The organism is Herbaspirillum sp. RV1423, assembly GCF_000577615.1.
GTDB lineage: Bacteria > Pseudomonadota > Gammaproteobacteria > Burkholderiales > Burkholderiaceae_D > Herbaspirillum.
Window position 1 is genome coordinate 294,272 of sequence record NZ_CBXX010000005.1, and the last position, 15,953, is coordinate 310,224.

The window sequence follows — 15,953 nt, forward strand, 5'->3', positions numbered from 1 at the left end:
TTGAGTTTTTCATGGACAAGCCGCCGCCGGAAATCGCCGTTGTCAACATGTACGCCGCGCGCGAGGAAATTTATCCGCGCGAGATAAAAGGCCGCTACGCCAGCCTGCGTTGGGTCTGCCTCTGGCTGACCCAACTGGTGTTCTACGGTGTGCCGTGGCTGAGCTGGAACGGCCGCCAGGCGGTGCTGTTCGATCTCGGCGCACGCAAGTTCTATATCTTCGGCATCGTGCTGTGGCCGCAGGACTTCATTTATCTGGCGACGCTGCTGATCATCTGCGCCTATGCGCTGTTCCTGTTCACGGCGGTGGCGGGGCGCGTATGGTGCGGCTTTTCCTGTCCGCAGACCGTCTATACGGAGATATTCCTCTGGATAGAACGCCGCATCGAAGGCACGCGCAGCGCGCGCATGCGCCTGGACCGCCAGCCGTGGGGCGTGCAAAAGCTGCTCAAGAAGGGCGCCAAGCATGCCGTCTGGGGCGTACTGGCCTTGTGGACCGGGCTGACCTTCGTCGGTTATTTCACGCCGATTCATGATCTGATGGCCTCCGCCGTCGCCATGACGCTGGGACCGTGGGAAGCCTTCTGGATCGTCTTCTACAGCTTCGCCACCTACGGCAATGCCGGCTGGATGCGCGAGCAGGTGTGCAAATACATGTGTCCGTATGCGCGCTTCCAGAGCGCGATGATCGACAAGGACACGCTGATCATCACCTATGACCGCCAGCGCGGCGAACCGCGCGGCGCAAAAGTGAAAGGCGAAGAAAAGGGCGCTCAGAGCACCGGCGACTGCATCGATTGCTCGATGTGCGTGCAGGTGTGTCCGACCGGCATCGACATCCGCGAGGGCCTGCAATACGAATGCATAGGTTGCGCCGCCTGCATCGACGCCTGCAACGGCGTCATGGAAAAAATCGAAGCGCCGCTGGGCCTGATCCGCTATTCGACCGAGCATGCCATGACCGGCGGTTTGACACTCAAGGAAATGCAGCGCCGCGTGCTGCGTCCGCGCGTCTTGATCTATACCGCCTTGCTGGCGCTGATCGTGACGGCGTTCTGCACCGCGCTGGCGCTGCGCACGCCGCTCAAGCTCGACATCATCCGCGATCGCGGCATGATGTCGCGAGAAGTCGAAGACGGCCTGATCGAAAACGTCTATCGCCTGCAGATCATGAATACCGGCGAAACGCCGCATCGTTTCCAGATCACCGTGTCCGGCATCGACAGCATCGCGCTGGCGACGCCGGCCGAGGTGGAAATCGGCGGCGCCACGACACAAGCCGTTCCGGTGCGGGTGCGCGTGGCTCATGGCAAGGGTGAACACGGTTCGAACAAGATCACCTTCACGCTGACCTCCATTGACGATCCGCAATTGCAGGTGCGCGAAAAAGCCGCCTTCTTCGTACCGAGATAATGTTGAAAGGGAAAATCATGCAAGCGACGCCGACAATCCGCCCCTGGTACACCCATCGCTGGCCTTGGTTGCTGATGCTGGGCCCCGCTCTTGTGATCGTCGCCGGGACATTCACGGCCTGGCTGGCGGTGACGCGCGAAGATGCGCTGGTGGTCGGCGATTATTACAAGGAAGGCAACGCCATCAACCAGGACTTGCGCCGCGATCGCGTCGCCACCAGGCTTGGCGTGTCGATGCGGCTGGGATACGATCCGGTTGCGGGCAAATTGCAAGGCAACGTCCGCAGCAAGGGAGTGCCGCTGGAAGGAAAGCTGCAACTGCATCTGGCCCATCCGACACGGCCCGAGAAAGACATCCGGCTGGCGATCGACACCGACAGCCGCGGCGATTTCAGCGTCGCTCTGCCGATGCTGGAACTGTCCCGCTGGCAGGTCTTGCTGGAAAACGACAAGCGCGACTGGCGCGTGGCCGGCGTCTGGCACTGGCCGCAGCAACGCACCATCGACCTGGCGGCGGATCAGCCGTAACGGATTGAAGGACAAGCGAAAAACGAGGAGACTGCCATGCAACGCATTGTGCCGAACATCCTGTGGGCGTCGTTTCTGACGGCGATTGCAGCCGAAGGCTGTCTCTTTGCCTGGTTCGACCCGGATGAATTGCTGAATCTGGTCAACCAGCGCGACCGGCTGGCGGCCTATACCGCGGGGTTCTTTTTTCTGTGGCTGTTTTGCGCGATTTCGGCGGGGGTGGCTTTCCTGCTGAACCTGCCCGGACGGCAAGAGACTTTGGCTAGGCCAACGGACAGCTCTCGGTCCCGGCCGCCAACGCCCTGAGCCGGACCGGATCGAGCAACTGGATTTCGCGTTTGTCGACGCCCAGCCAGCCGAGCTTTCTGAAGCGCGAGACGAGGCGGCTGATGCTTTCTATCGTCAGGCCGAGATAATTGCCGATATCTTCGCGCGACATGCGCAACTGGAAGCAGGTGGAAGAATAACCGCGCGCCGCATAGCGCGACGACAGGTTGACCAGGAAAGCCGCGAAGCGCTGTTCGGCGCGCATGTTGCCGAGCAGTAGCATGGCGTTTTGCTCGCGCGTGATTTCCTGGCTCATGATGCGATGGAAATGGCGCAGCAGCGTCGGGATCACGCCGAACAATTCTTCCAGGCGGTGAAACGGAATCTCGCACACCTCGCTGTCCTCCAGCGCGGCGACATCGCAGTGATGCTTGTCGGTGCTGATCGCATCCATGCCCATCAACTCGCCGGCCATCTGGAACCCGGTGATCTGCTGCTCGCCGCCCGGATTGAGCTGAAAAGTCTTGAAATGGCCGAGCCGGATCGCGTACAGGTTCTTGAACGGATCATCCATCCGATACAGGCTGTCGCCGCGCGCGACGCGGCGGCGACGGCCGATGATCTGGTCGAGACGATTCATGTCGGAGTCGTCCAGTCCCATCGGCAAACAAAGCTGGTGCATGCTGCAATTGACACAGCTTGTCTTCATCGCATGGAAGGAAGGCGGTCGTTGTATCAAATGAAGTTCGCTCATGGCTGTGGATGGCGGACATGCGAGTGTCCACCTTGATGGTTATTCTAGTCAATATAGCGCAGGCATACCCACGGCAGGCGCATGATGCTTGGGTTTCTGGCGTCTCTTTGATCTGGATCAAGGGAAGAGTTGTAAATTGGGAGCACGAGCGGCTTGCGGCAATCATCAAATACGGAATTGAGGTTTTCTTTTTGGAAACAAACAGTTCATTTCCATGCGTAACCGACGCCTCGTCGGGAACATGTAAAGTTCTCCGAAACGCAGCCGTAAAGCAGATAGCGGACACCCGCATGCAGCTTGATGCTGCCCACTGCACGCATTTCGGACTTTTACATGACAAGTTTATCGGTAGCGGCCGCCTCCGCTTTGACCGCACCATCGTCGGCGGCACGCTCCGTTTTGCCTGCGGGCGGCGCCTCGGTGCAAAGCGGCGCGTCTTCCTCCGCATCCACCTTCGTTACGCTCGGCCGGAGCGGCGCGGTTGCCGATGCCACCAATATGCAGACCTATTCTGCATCGGGCGCCGTGTCACGCTGAGCATCCAGACCGCGAACGGCGCCCAGGTCGACCTGACTCTCGGCAGTCAGGACAACGGCCTGGCCGTGCAGGTGCAAGTCAGCAAAGGCAAACTGACCGACGCCGAGCGCGATGCGCTGCAAAAACTGGCGGGTGGATTCCAGGACGCCATCGACGGCCTGGCGGCGGTGCCGCCGCGCCTGAATCTGGGCGGACTGACGCAGTTCGATCCGGCGTTGCTGTCGTCGGTGGATTTGCATGCAAGCGTACCGGCCGGCGGTTCGGATAAACAGACGATCGATTTTCATGCCGACAGCAAACAGCGGACGGTCAGTGCCAACGGCCCGTCCGGCGCAATGAAAGTCAGCGTGGATACGAGCAATTCAGCCATCCTCGGCAGCGCCGCGCAACAGAAGCAGGCGATCGACCGCTATCTGAAACAGTTCGACGCCGCGCAAAACCGCGGCCACGGCGGCGCCTCGCTCATGGGGATGTTCAAGGACGCCTTCCGGGAAATGAACAGCAACATCGGCACGCAGCAGCAACAGCAGCAACAGCGCGCGCAGAATCCCTCGGCGATCTGGCTGAACAAGACCGATCAAAGCATGCTGACCGGTCTGGCGGACTTCTCGGCATCGGTCACGCAAAACGCCGACTGGTCCAATCCCATGCGCCGTGACGAATCCGACACCTTCTCCTACCAGACCTCGCAAAACAGCAGCGTCAAAGGCAGCGGCCAGTTGAATCGCAGCATCACGCAAGACCAGCAATCGCACCTGAGCGCCAGCTATCATGAGTCGCTGCTTGCGGACGTGCCGCTGAAGCTGAGCACCGACCGGCAGTCGCAGAATTACTATTATCGCCAGATCAAGGACGACGCCAGCAGCCACGCCTCCATCGCCTACGACAAGGGCGCGCTCGTCAGTGCATCACTGAAGCAGACCGCCAGCCAGTCCACGCGCGTCCGGAAATATGTGATGGGAAATCTGGAAGAGGACACGACCACGCCGTCGCAGGCCACGCTGTCGCGGGATTTTCTCGACCTGCTGAAGCCGTTGCAGAAAAAGGAAACGTCCCATGCGCCGGACGACATGAACACGCTGCAGCAGGCGCTATCGACCATCAACAACCTGGTTTACCTGCAAGCCGATCCGGCGCAATTGCGCAGCGAGGGGTTGACGTAGGCGGCAGTGCCGTCCATGCGGCTGCGCGGTTCCGGCGCGGCCGCGACCTGTTCACAGCCTCAGATGCCGCCCATGCACAGGTATTTGATCACCAGGTAATCGTCGATGCCGTAATGCGATCCTTCGCGGCCCAGGCCTGATTGCTTGACGCCGCCGAAAGGCGCGACTTCGTTGGAAATCAATCCGGTGTTGATGCCCACCATGCCGCTTTCCAGGCCCTCGGCGATGCGCCAGATGCGGCCGATGTCGCGCGAGTAGAAATAGCTCGCCAGTCCGAACTCGGTATCGTTGGCCAGGGCCAGCACTTCCTCATCGGTCTTGAAGCGGAACAGCGGCGCCATCGGGCCGAAGGTTTCTTCCCTGGCGACCATCATCTGCGGCGTCACGTCGGCGATCACGGTCGGTTCGAAGAAGCTGTGGCCGAGCGCATGGCGCTTGCCGCCGGTGAGCACGCGGCCGCCCTTGGCGCGGGCGTCGGCGATATGCTGCTCGACTTTCCTGACCGCCTTTTCATCGATCAGCGGACCTTGCGTCACGCCGTTTTCCACACCGTTGCCGACCTTCAGCTTGCCGACGGCCGTCACCAGTTTTTCGGCGAATGCATCGTACACGCCATCCTGCACGTAGAGGCGATTGGCGCAGACGCAGGTCTGGCCGGCATTGCGGAATTTGGAGGCGATGGCGCCTTCGACCGCGGCATCCAGATCGGCGTCGTCGAACACGATGAAGGGCGCATTGCCGCCCAGTTCCAGCGACAGCTTCTTGATGCTGGCGGCGCATTGTTCCATCAGCAATTTGCCGACCGCGGTGGAGCCGGTGAAGCTCAGCTTGCGCACGATAGGATTGCTGGTCATTTCGCCGCCGATAAGCTTGGCCGAACCGGTGACGACGCTGAACACGCCGGCAGGCACGCCCGCGCGCTCGGCCAGCACCGCCAGGGCGAGCGCCGAGAACGGCGTCGCCTCGGCCGGTTTCAACACCATCGGGCATCCCGCGGCAAGCGCCGGCCCGGCCTTGCGCGTGATCATCGCGGCGGGGAAATTCCACGGCGTGATCGCCGCGCAAACGCCGATCGGTTCCTTGGTGACGACGATGCGGCTGGTCGGCGACGGCGAGGGAATCGTATCGCCGTAGGTGCGCTTGGCTTCTTCGCCGAACCATTCGATGAAGGACGCGGCATAAGCGATCTCGCCCTTGGCTTCAGCCAGCGGCTTGCCTTGCTCGGCGGTCATGATCAGCGCCAGGTCGTCGGCGTTGGCCAGCATGAGGTCGTTCCATTTGCGCAGGACGATGCTGCGTTCCTTGGCCGTCTTCTTGCGCCAGCCGGTCCAGGCGGTTTGCGCGGCTTCGATGGCGCGCCGGGTTTCGGCGGCGCCCATGTCGGGAATGGCGCCGATCTTTTCGCCGGTGGCCGGGTTGGTCACGTCATGCGTGCCGCCGTTGTCGGCGTCGCACCAGATGCCGTCGATATAGGCTTGCTGGCGAAACAGGGTAGGGTCTTTGAGGTGTTCGGATAACAGCATGAAGTTTTTCCTTAAAATTTGGCTGCGGCTAGAACCCGCTTCGCCATAAAAAATGAGATGCGTTCTCCTCAGAAAGGGCGCTGGCAAGGCGTGCGACGCGTCGCGTGGCGGGCCACGCGCAAGGAGCGCAACGCAGCCAGCGCCCTTTCTGAGGAGAACCCGAAGGGAGCGGCCTGTTTGGGCGGATTGCTGCGTTACGAATATGGGACAAGACGGCCAGTCTTGCCCCATATTCGCGCCTTGCACTCCATCCCAAACAGGACACGCTCGCACTCATGTTTTATGGCGAAGCGGGTTCTTATTGCGGCCACGCAACCATTCCAGCACCAGCAGCAGGCAGGTGGAGAAAATGATCAGGATGGTCGCCAGCGCGGCGATGGTGGGGCTGATGTTGTCCTTGATGCCGGCGAACATCTGGCGCGGCAAGGTGGCCTGATTGGGGCCGGCGACGAACAGCGTCAGCACGACCTCGTCGAATGACGTGGTAAAGGCGAACAGCGCGCCCGAAATCAGGCCCGGCGCGATCACCGGCAAGGTAATGCGGAAGAAGGTGCGCAGCGGACCGGCGCCGAGGCTCAGGCTGGCGCGCACCAGATTGTGGTTGAAGCCTTGCAGCGTCGCCAGCACCGTCGTCACCACAAACGGCGCGCCCAATGCGGCATGCGCCAGGATCAGTCCGAGATAAGTGTCCGACAAGCCGATCTGCGCAAAAAACAGGTACACGCCGACGCCGACCACCACCACCGGCACGATCATCGGCGAGATCAGGATCGCCATCAGCACGCCCTTGCCGCGGAAGTCGGCCTTGTTGAGGCCGACGGCGGCCAGCGTGCCGAGCACCGTGGCGATCACGGTGGCGGCAGGCGCGACGATGAAGCTGTTGCGCGCGGCGCGCATCCAATCGTCCGATTCGAACAGGTTCTGGTACCAGCGCAGCGAAAAGCCCTTGATCGGATACATGAGGAAGCTGCTGTCGCTGAACGACAGCGGGATCATCACCAGGATAGGCAGGATCAGGAACACCAGGATCAATACGTTCAGGCTGCGCGAGACGAAGAACCACACGCGCTCCGGCAGCGACATGTAGGGCGGAAAGGACGGCAGGGACGATAGGTTGATCATGGCGTTATCCGATATCCGGTGTGATGAGTTCCAGGCGATTCAAGTTGCATGATGAGAGCAGGTTCCTGCGGCCGCGCCTATGCAATGCCGACATCGATCCTGGCGAAACGGCGATAGACCGCGTACAGGATCAGCGTTCCCGTCAGCAGCAGTCCGCCCAGCGCGCACGCCATGCCCCAGTTGATCGTGGTGTTGATGAAATAGGCGATGAAGTAACTCACCATCTGCTCGTTCGGACCGCCCAGCAGGGCCGGCGTGATGTAGTAGCCGCCCGCCATGATGAACACCAGCAACACGCCCGCGCCGATGCCCGGATAGGTCTGCGGCACATACACGCGCCAGAACGCCGCGAACGGATGGCTGCCCAGCGAGATGGCGGCTTTCAGGTAGGTCGGCGGCACCGACTTCATGACGCTGTAGAGCGGCAGGATCATGAACGGCAACAGGATATGCGTCATCGAGATGTACACGCCGATGCGGTTGAACACCAGCTCCAGCGGCGATTGCGTCAGGCCGACCAGCATCAGCGCGGTATTGACCAGGCCTTCCGATTGCAGCAGCACGATCCAGGCCGCCACCCGCACCAGGATCGACGTCCAGAACGGGATCAGCACCAGGATCATCAGCAGATTGGCGCGTCGTTCCGACATGGTCGACAGCCAGTACGCCAGCGGATAGGCCAGCAGCAGCGTGAAGAACGTCACCACCGCGCTCATCCACAAGGTACGGCCGAAAATGGAGCGATAGATGGAAGCGTCCGGATCGGCCTGGACGATATCGCCGGCGACGTTCTGTTTCAGGTCCAGCGACGCCAGCAGGTAATAGGGCGAATAGATCGAACCGTTGCGGGCGATGACCTGCCAACTGTCGAGCTCGGCCCATTGCGGATTGAGCGCGATCATCGCTTCCCTGATCTGCGCGGCTTGTGACGGTTGCGCAGCTTGCAGCTCCTTGCCGTCCGCGTCATGGAAAGGCAAGGCGCGCGCGGTGCCCATGATCAGCGAACGGGCGCCCGACAGTTCGCTGTTAATGCGGCGCGCCAGCGGGCCGGCGGTGCTGTCCTGCCGAGCCTTGAGCAGGTCGCCCGCCAGCGCGGCATAGGCCTGATCCGGCGGCGCGCTCTTGCGGTCCCATTTGGCCAGCGCGGCGACGGTATGGGGCAGGGCGGAGGCGATTTCGGGATTCTCCACCGCGCGCATCAGCAGTACGGCGATGGGCGCGATGAAGGTCATCAGCAGGAAAATCGCCAGCGGCGCGATCAACGCCAGCGCGCCAAGGCGTTTGCGCGTCTCGGCGGCGCGCAGGTCGCGCCTGAGTTGCTGCGGCGTCGGCTCGACGTGTCCCGCGTTTTCTGTCTCTGTGGCGATCGGCATCACTGCGCTCGGGCTGGTGGCTAGAGTATTCATCGTGATTCTGGATTCTGCATGCTGCCTGACAACGGATGATCGAACGACGACGGCATCGGACGATCGGGTAACCGGACGCATCGGCAGCAGGAGCAAGCTGAGTTGCAACTGCCGCCCGTGACGTCCTTGCTAGATGGATTCCTGTCGCGCTTTACTTCGCAACCCAGGCGGCGAAGCGTTGCTCCAGTTCCTCACCGTGATCGGTCCAGAATTGCTGGCTCAACTGGATCGCATCCTTGGCGTTGGCGGTGGAAGTCGGCAGGTTCGCCAGGGTCTTGGCATCCAGCAGCTTCAACGTGTTCTTGTTGACCGGGCCGTAAGCGATGTTGTTGGCGTAGACCTTCTGGTTCTCGGCATTGGTCGCAAACGTGATGAACTTCTCACCCAGCGCCTTGTTCGGCGAACCCTTTGGAATCACCCAGTAATCCAGCGTATAGACGCTGCCGGCCCAGACTACCTTGAGGTTCTTGCCTTCGCGTTGCGCGGCGTCGATGCGGCCGTTGAAGGCCGTCGACATCACGACGTCGCCGGACACCAGGAACTGCGCCGGCAAGGCGCCTGCTTCCCACCACTGGATATTCGGCTTGAGCTGATCGAGCTTCTTGAAGGCGCGATCGACGCCGCCCTTGGCGCTGAGCACCTTGTAGACATCCTTGGTCGGCACGCCGTCAGCCATCAGCGCGAATTCCAGGGTGTACTGGGCGCCTTTCTTCATGGCCCGCTTGCCGGGGAATTTCTTGGTGTCCCAGAAGTCGGCCCAGCCCTGCGGCGCGGTCTTGAGCTTGTCGCCGTTATAAGCCAGCACCGTCGACCAGACGAAGGCGCCCATGCCGCATTCACTGTTGAGCGATTCCGGGATGTAGTCGTCCTTCTTGATCGTCTTGAGCAGATCGAGCTTTTCGATCAGGCCGTCTTCACAGGCGCGCGCCAGATCGCCGCCGTCGATTTCCACCACATCCCAGGTAACCTTTTTGGCTTCGACCATGGCCTTGACCTTGGCCAGCTCGCCGTTGAACTCGGCGGTGACGACCTTGGTGCCGGTGCTTTTCTGGAACGGTTCCACATAGGCGACCTTTTGCGCGTTGGCATTGGCGCCGCCGAAATTGACCACGGTCAGTTCCGCCGCCTGGCTGATGCCGGCCGAGAACAGCAGACCTAAAGCGAGCGGAGAGAGCAGGGCGAGAGTGTGACGTTTCATGTGTTCCTCTTTGGTTGTGGTTCTTGGTGACGAAAGCAAAAATGAAAAAAGAAAACTTGGTCGAAGGCTCATCTATTCATCCCAAGTGTCAAACGCCTGTCGTCCTGACGAAAGTCAGGACCCAGCGTCGTATCGACCGTCTTCACGCCACTGGGTCCCGGCGTTCGCCGGGACGACGGCATAAGTTTTTCACCGAACTGCATACGATGACTCCTGGATTGTTGGTGCAGGTGAGCTCAGATAAAAATCCGCAGCCGTTCCATTGCAATGAACAGACTTGCTTAACCGCCTGTCGTCCTGACGAAAGTCAGGACCCAGCGTCGTATCGACCGTCTTCACGCCACTGGGTCCCGGCGTTCGCCGGGACGACGGCATAAGTTTTTCACCGAACTGCATACGATGACTCCTGGATTGGTGCAGGTGAGCTCAGGCAAAAATCCGCAGCCGTTCCGGTGCAATGGACAGGTTCACCTCACGTCCTTCCGCGAGATCGGCCAGCGCCGGATCGCTCAGCGACAACTTGACGAAGCAATCGTCCTGTCCGCTCACGATGCAGCGCACGCGCACATGATCGCCGAAGTAGATCAGGCCCGAGACGCGGGCCTTGACCGCGTTGCCGCCGTCCGGGGCAGACAAGTCTTGCAGGCGGATGCGCTCGGGCCGCACGCAGGCGACGACCTGTTGGCCCGCCGAGGCGCGATGCACATTGACGCCGACGAGGCTGGCGCCGTCGGGCAGGCGGATGGTGCAACGGTCGCCCTCGACCGCCTCCACGCTCGCCCTGAAACGATTGTTGTCGCCGATGAAGCCGGCGACGAACAGGTTCTCGGGGAATTCGTAGAGATCTTCCACCGGCGCCAGTTGCTGGATCACGCCCTGGTCGAACACCGCCACGCGGTCCGACATGGTCAACGCTTCGCTCTGGTCGTGCGTGACGTAGACGAAGGTCACGCCCAGACGCTTGTGCAAGGCCTTCAGCTCCAGTTGCATGTGTTCGCGCAACTGCTTGTCGAGCGCGCCGAGCGGCTCGTCCATCAGCACCAGTTGCGGATCGAACACCAGCGTGCGCGCCAGGGCCACGCGCTGCTGCTGGCCGCCCGACAATTGCGTCGGATAGCGATCGCCGAACTTGCCCATCTGCACCATGTCCAGCGCCTGCCTGACCTTGGCCGCGCGCGTGGCGCTGTCCATCTTGCGCACGGAGAGCGGGTAGGCGACGTTCTGCGCAATCGTCATGTGCGGGAACAAGGCATAGTTCTGGAACACCATGCCGATGTTGCGCTTGTGCGGCGGCACGCGATTGAGCAGTTGCCCGTCCAGGCGGATCTCGCCGCTGGTAGGGAACTCGAAGCCGGCCAGCATCATCAGGCAAGTGGTCTTGCCGGAACCGGACGGTCCCAGCAAGGTCAGGAACTCGCCGCGGCGGATCTCCAGGTCGAGATGCTTGACGATCAGGTTTTCACCGTCGTAAGTCTTCTTCACGCCGCAGAACTGCACCAGCGTATCCGCCGTCTGTTCCTGCAACGGCAGTGTCTCCATGGCTGCATTTATCTTCATGCTCGCTCTTTCTCCCTGTCTTGTTGTCCCGATCGGACGCTTTGATGAAAACCGGATCAGGCGTTGGCTTCGCGCACAGCCTTTTCCAGGATGGCCAGCGCTTCGTCCATGACGGTATCCGGAATCGTCAATGGAAACAAGAAGCGAATCACATTACCGTAGCTGCCGCAGGTGAGCAGCAGCAAGCCGTCCTTGAGCGCATTGGCCTGCACGCGTTTGGTGAATTCCGCATCCGGCTTGTCGGTGCCGGGCTGGACGAATTCCACCGCGACCATCGCGCCGAGGCCGCGCACCTCGCCGATGGCAGGCACGCTCGCTCCCAGTCCGGTGAGACGGTCCTTCAGCACCTCGCCCAGGCGCGCACCGCGCACCACCAGATTTTCTTCCGCGATCACATCCATCACGGCCAATGCCGAAGCAACGGCCAGCGGATTGCCCGCATAGGTGCCGCCCAGGCCGCCCGGCGCCGGCGCATCCATCAGCTCGGCGCGGCCGCACACCGCCGCCAGCGGCATGCCGCCCGCAAGGCTCTTGGCCATCGTCATCAGGTCGGGCAGGACGTCGTAATGCTCCATCGCAAATAATTTACCGGTGCGGGCAAAACCGGTCTGCACCTCATCGGCGATCAGCAAGATGCCATGTTCGTCGCACAGCGCGCGCAAACCGCGCATGAACTCCGGCGGCGCCGCGTAGAAACCGCCTTCGCCTTGCACCGGCTCCAGGATGACGGCCGCCACGCGCTTCGGATCGACGTCGCTCTTGAACAAGCCGTTGATCGCCGCCAGCGCGGCTTCGCTGCCGACGCCATGCAGCGCCATCGGGAAGGGCGCGTGATACACCTCGCCGGGGAAGGGACCGAATCCCAGTTTATAAGGCGCCACCTTGCCGGTCAGCGCCATGCCCATCATCGTGCGGCCGTGGAAGCCGCCGGAGAAGGAGATGATGGCGGAGCGGCCGGTCGCGGCGCGCGCAATCTTGATGGCGTTTTCCACCGCCTCGGCGCCTGTGCTGAACAGCGCGGTCTTCTTGGCATGCTTGCCCGGCGTGACGGCATTGATGCGTTCGGCCAGTTCCACATAGCTCGCATAAGGGACGATCTGATACGCCGTATGCGTGAAGCGCTCCATCTGGGCGCGAATGGCTTCCATCAGCTTGGGATGGCGATGGCCGGTGTTCAATACCGCGATGCCGGCGGCGAAGTCGATGTAACGGCGTCCCTCGACGTCCCACAGCTCCGCATTCAAGGCGCGATCGGCATAAAAATCGCACATCACGCCGACGCCGCGTGGCGTGGCGGCATTCTTGCGTGCCAGCAATTCCGCATTGGAGAAGACTTTCGCTGGCGCGACGGTCGAGATGGGGACGATGCTCTTGACTGCAGTGGATGTCATTGCTTGCTCCGGTATCCGGTTCTGAAAAAATCTGGGTTGAAGCAATACTAAATCCGTACTGGACCTGTAAGATAGAGCCAATTCTAGATATTTAATGGAGCCACTTTGCGCATCGCCTCGTTATCTGATTATTTGCTGCTACGCGTCAATCGCGACCCCTCCGCTCAAGAAAGTACTCGCATTCCACGCGGGGCGCGCGTACCGCGTGTGCCTGCCAATCGCCAGATTTATCAACTGATCCGCGAAGCCATCCTGGCCCAGACCTTGCCGGCCGGCCTGCAACTGCCGTCGACCCGCGATCTTGCCGGCGAACTCGGCATGTCGCGCAACACGGTCACCTACGCCTACGAACAATTGCTGGCCGAAGGCTATCTGGAAAGCCGCGCCGGCGCCGGCACCTTCGTCGCCGACACCGCCCCGGACCAGATTCCCGAAACCGCCGAACGCCACATCCCGCTCACCGATCCCTCCGGCAAATCCGAACTCTCCGCGCGCGGCGCCATGCTCACGCGCCAGGCCGGCGTCAGCGACAAGCAGTGGGGCGCTTTCATGCCCGGCATTCCCGACGTCACGCAGTTCCCGCACAAAGTCTGGAGCCGCCTGCAAAACAAACACTGGCGCCGCGCGCAGGCGGAAATGCTCACCTACGGCCCCGGCGCCGGCTACGGTCCGTTGCGCGAAGCCATCGCCGAATACCTGCGCATCTCGCGCTCGGTCAACTGCAACGCCAGCCAGGTCATGATCACCAGCGGCATCCATCAATCGCTCGACACCGTCGTCAAACTGCTCGGCGAACACGGCGACTCCGCCTGGGTTGAAGACCCATGCTACTGGGGCACGCGCAGCGTACTCAATTCGCTCGGCATCCAGGCGGTGCCGATCCCCGTCGACCAGGAAGGCATGCGCATGCGCCTCGCCAACCTGCGTCGTCCGCCGCGCTTCATCTGCACCACGCCCTCGCACCAATATCCGCTCGGCATGGTCATGAGCCTCTCGCGCCGCCGCATGCTGCTCGAATATGCCGCCGCCCATAAAGTCTGGATCATCGAAGACGACTACGACAGCGAGTTCCGCTACGGCGGCCGTCCGCTCGCCTCGTTGCAAGGCATGGACACGCACAACCGCGTGCTCTACATGGGCACCTTCAGCAAGATCATGTTTCCCGGATTGCGCATCGGCTTTCTGGTCGTGCCCGAAGCCCTCGCAGGCGCCTTCGCCACCGGACTCGCCGAACTCTATCGCGGCGGCCAGGTATTCCTGCAAGCCACGCTCGCCGACTTCATGGCCGAAGGACATTTCTCATCGCACATCCGCAAGATGCGCGTCCTCTATGCAGAGCGATTGCAACTCCTGCAGCAAGCCATCCAGCGCAACTTCGGCGACGACATGCACATCACCGGCGGCGAAGCCGGCCTCCATCTGACCATATCGCTCCCGCCGCAATGCGACGACAAACTGATTTGCGCAGATGCTTGGAAGGATGGAGTCATCGTGCGTCCCCTCTCGACCTACTACATGACACCCAAAACAGCGCGGTGCGGACTGTTGCTGGGATATGCAAGCGTGCCGAATGAGATGATCCGACCAGCGTTCGACAAGCTTGCGCAAATCATTCGAAATGCGGCGATAGACTAATTAAGCAGATGCTTAAAGAACGATGTCATCGGGCTCTCCCCTCGGCGTATTTCATGACGGACAAAAAACAGTGCGGCGTGGCTTGTTACTGGGATGTACGAGTGTGCAGAATGGAATGATCGGGCTAACGTTCGAGAAGTTCGCGCAAGTCATTCGAAATGCGGTGATAAGCAAATTTAAGCATATGCTTTAAAGAATGATGTCATCGGACACTTCTCTCGGCCTATATTGCATGATGTACAAAACGGCGCGGCTCTGCCTGCTACTGGGATGTGCAAGCGTGCTGAATGGGATAACCGGACCGGAGCTCGGAATGCGGCGATAAACTAATTTAAGCAGATGCTTGAAGGAATGATATCGTAGGACTCCTCTTTGCCCATTACATGACACACAAAACAGTGTGGTGCGGCCTGTTACTGAGATGTGCGAGCGTGCGAAATGAAATGATTAAACTTCTGTTCGACAATCTCGCGAAAATCATTCGAAAACACGCTTTATTGCAGGTGTAATCTGTAACGAAAAATTCACAAAAAACTTCTGGAAAAAATGAAAGGAATTTCTAAACTGGTGAAACAAGTGAGATGACCGTCGCCAGTCGTGCGGCTATTCTCCGCATCGCAATTGCCGGAGCAAGAGGCTATACCTCGCCAAAGTCGCCTGTCAGTCGATATCCTGCGGTCGGGAATCAGCCTTACCGTTGGTGCGGGGCGTCAGTTATCCCAGCGTATAAGCAGAGAATTCTTAAATCACCTTCAAAAGGCGTTTGAAATCACCGACAAGGATTTAATCCTGGAGGCTTCTTGTGCTTGCACCTCATTGTTACCGATCACAATGGACGCTTTAGGGGCATGACCTGCCGATTCTATTAAGTCCATCCGCCGATGAGCGACTGCATGGTCCGCACAGTCACATTCTTCCCTTTATATTCAAATGCTAAGTGGGGAAAGCAATGGCAAAAAAATACTGCATGGCATGTGGAAAAATATTTCAGACGCTCCCACAAGTAGCAAATCAACGCTATTGCTCTTCTGCAGAATGTCAGAGTGAACGCAGACGAAAATGGCAGAAAGAGAAATTGAAGTCTGACGCAGACTATCGCGACAATCAAGCACGTGCCCAGAGCGAATGGAGAAGGCGTAATCCAGATTATTGGAAGAGCTATCGAGAACTGAATGCAGAGTACGTTGAACGCAATCGTGATCAGCAACGAAATCGGAATAGCCAGATGAAAGCGATCACTGTTGCAAAAATGGACGCGTCTTCTATTCCTCCAGGAATTTATAGACTTATCAAAGTTAATTCTCGTGAAATTGCAAAAAGTAACGAATGGATTGTGGAGATAAAAGTACTTTCAGGCCCATATTCCCCGTTTCCAAAAATTGTAAAGAGATGACGTGATCGCAGCCAAACTATTTGGCTGATATGGTCCTTCCAATGAGCAGAATCGCCAGATATATGAAT

General features: G+C 60.1%; 14 protein-coding genes. 7 read left to right on the top strand and 7 right to left on the bottom strand.

Annotation, left to right across the window (positions count from 1 at the left end):
- Positions 1-11: 11 nt before the first annotated feature.
- From ccoG to RV1423_RS07915, 3 genes are read left to right on the top strand one after another with little or no spacing between them, the layout of a single operon-like run.
- Positions 12-1,412 carry a cytochrome c oxidase accessory protein CcoG gene (gene ccoG / locus RV1423_RS07905; protein WP_034295109.1) on the top strand — a complete coding sequence of 467 codons (1,401 nt, stop codon included), beginning with the start codon at positions 12-14 and terminating at the stop codon, positions 1,410-1,412.
- A gap of 17 nt (positions 1,413-1,429) precedes the next feature.
- Positions 1,430-1,939 carry a FixH family protein gene (locus tag RV1423_RS07910; RefSeq protein WP_034295111.1) on the top strand — a complete coding sequence of 170 codons (510 nt, stop codon included), beginning with the start codon at positions 1,430-1,432 and terminating at the stop codon, positions 1,937-1,939.
- A gap of 36 nt (positions 1,940-1,975) precedes the next feature.
- Positions 1,976-2,245 (top strand): hypothetical protein, encoded by a 270-nt coding sequence (locus tag RV1423_RS07915; protein WP_051516556.1) that lies wholly within the window; start codon positions 1,976-1,978, stop codon positions 2,243-2,245.
- On the opposite strand, the gene fnr is transcribed toward RV1423_RS07915, so the two are convergent.
- The gene (gene fnr / locus RV1423_RS07920) at positions 2,202-2,888 is read right to left on the bottom strand and encodes a fumarate/nitrate reduction transcriptional regulator Fnr (RefSeq protein ID WP_306409265.1); all 687 of its coding nucleotides are present in this window, start codon (positions 2,886-2,888) and stop codon (positions 2,202-2,204) included. The two genes, RV1423_RS07915 and fnr, sit on opposite strands and share 44 nt — an antisense overlap.
- A gap of 405 nt (positions 2,889-3,293) precedes the next feature.
- Here fnr and RV1423_RS30355 point away from each other — a divergent pair, with 405 nt between their 5' ends.
- Entirely contained in the window at positions 3,294-3,497 is a 204-nt protein-coding gene (locus RV1423_RS30355; RefSeq protein WP_197034903.1) for a hypothetical protein, read from the top strand.
- 71 nt (positions 3,498-3,568) lie between these two features.
- The gene (locus tag RV1423_RS07925) at positions 3,569-4,660 is read left to right on the top strand and encodes a hypothetical protein (RefSeq protein ID WP_231502103.1); all 1,092 of its coding nucleotides are present in this window, start codon (positions 3,569-3,571) and stop codon (positions 4,658-4,660) included.
- Positions 4,661-4,719: 59 nt separating this feature from the next.
- Here RV1423_RS07925 and gabD read toward each other — a convergent pair whose 3' ends face one another.
- The 6 genes from gabD to gabT form a co-directional block, all read right to left on the bottom strand.
- Positions 4,720-6,183 (bottom strand): NADP-dependent succinate-semialdehyde dehydrogenase, encoded by a 1,464-nt coding sequence (gabD, locus tag RV1423_RS07930; protein WP_034295115.1) that lies wholly within the window; start codon positions 6,181-6,183, stop codon positions 4,720-4,722.
- Between the two features lie 273 nt (positions 6,184-6,456).
- Positions 6,457-7,305 (bottom strand): ABC transporter permease, encoded by an 849-nt coding sequence (locus RV1423_RS07935; RefSeq protein WP_034295117.1) that lies wholly within the window; start codon positions 7,303-7,305, stop codon positions 6,457-6,459.
- A gap of 77 nt (positions 7,306-7,382) precedes the next feature.
- Entirely contained in the window at positions 7,383-8,711 is a 1,329-nt protein-coding gene (locus tag RV1423_RS07940) for an ABC transporter permease (RefSeq protein WP_081768741.1), read from the bottom strand.
- A 151-nt stretch (positions 8,712-8,862) separates the two neighbouring features.
- Complete coding sequence (locus tag RV1423_RS07945) at positions 8,863-9,909, bottom strand: ABC transporter substrate-binding protein (RefSeq protein WP_034295121.1); 1,047 nt, start codon at positions 9,907-9,909, stop codon at positions 8,863-8,865.
- Between the two features lie 426 nt (positions 9,910-10,335).
- On the bottom strand, positions 10,336-11,466 hold the full coding sequence (locus RV1423_RS07950) for an ABC transporter ATP-binding protein (protein ID WP_051516557.1): 1,131 nt from the start codon (positions 11,464-11,466) through the stop codon (positions 10,336-10,338).
- A gap of 56 nt (positions 11,467-11,522) precedes the next feature.
- Positions 11,523-12,857 (bottom strand): 4-aminobutyrate--2-oxoglutarate transaminase, encoded by a 1,335-nt coding sequence (gene gabT, locus RV1423_RS07955; protein ID WP_081768742.1) that lies wholly within the window; start codon positions 12,855-12,857, stop codon positions 11,523-11,525.
- Positions 12,858-12,962: 105 nt separating this feature from the next.
- On the opposite strand from gabT, the gene RV1423_RS07960 reads away from it, so the two are divergent.
- Complete coding sequence (locus RV1423_RS07960; protein WP_034295124.1) at positions 12,963-14,492, top strand: PLP-dependent aminotransferase family protein; 1,530 nt, start codon at positions 12,963-12,965, stop codon at positions 14,490-14,492.
- 949 nt (positions 14,493-15,441) lie between these two features.
- Positions 15,442-15,885, top strand: coding sequence for a hypothetical protein (locus RV1423_RS28990; protein WP_081768743.1), 444 nt, complete (start codon positions 15,442-15,444; stop codon positions 15,883-15,885).
- The last annotated feature ends 68 nt before the right edge of the window (positions 15,886-15,953 follow it).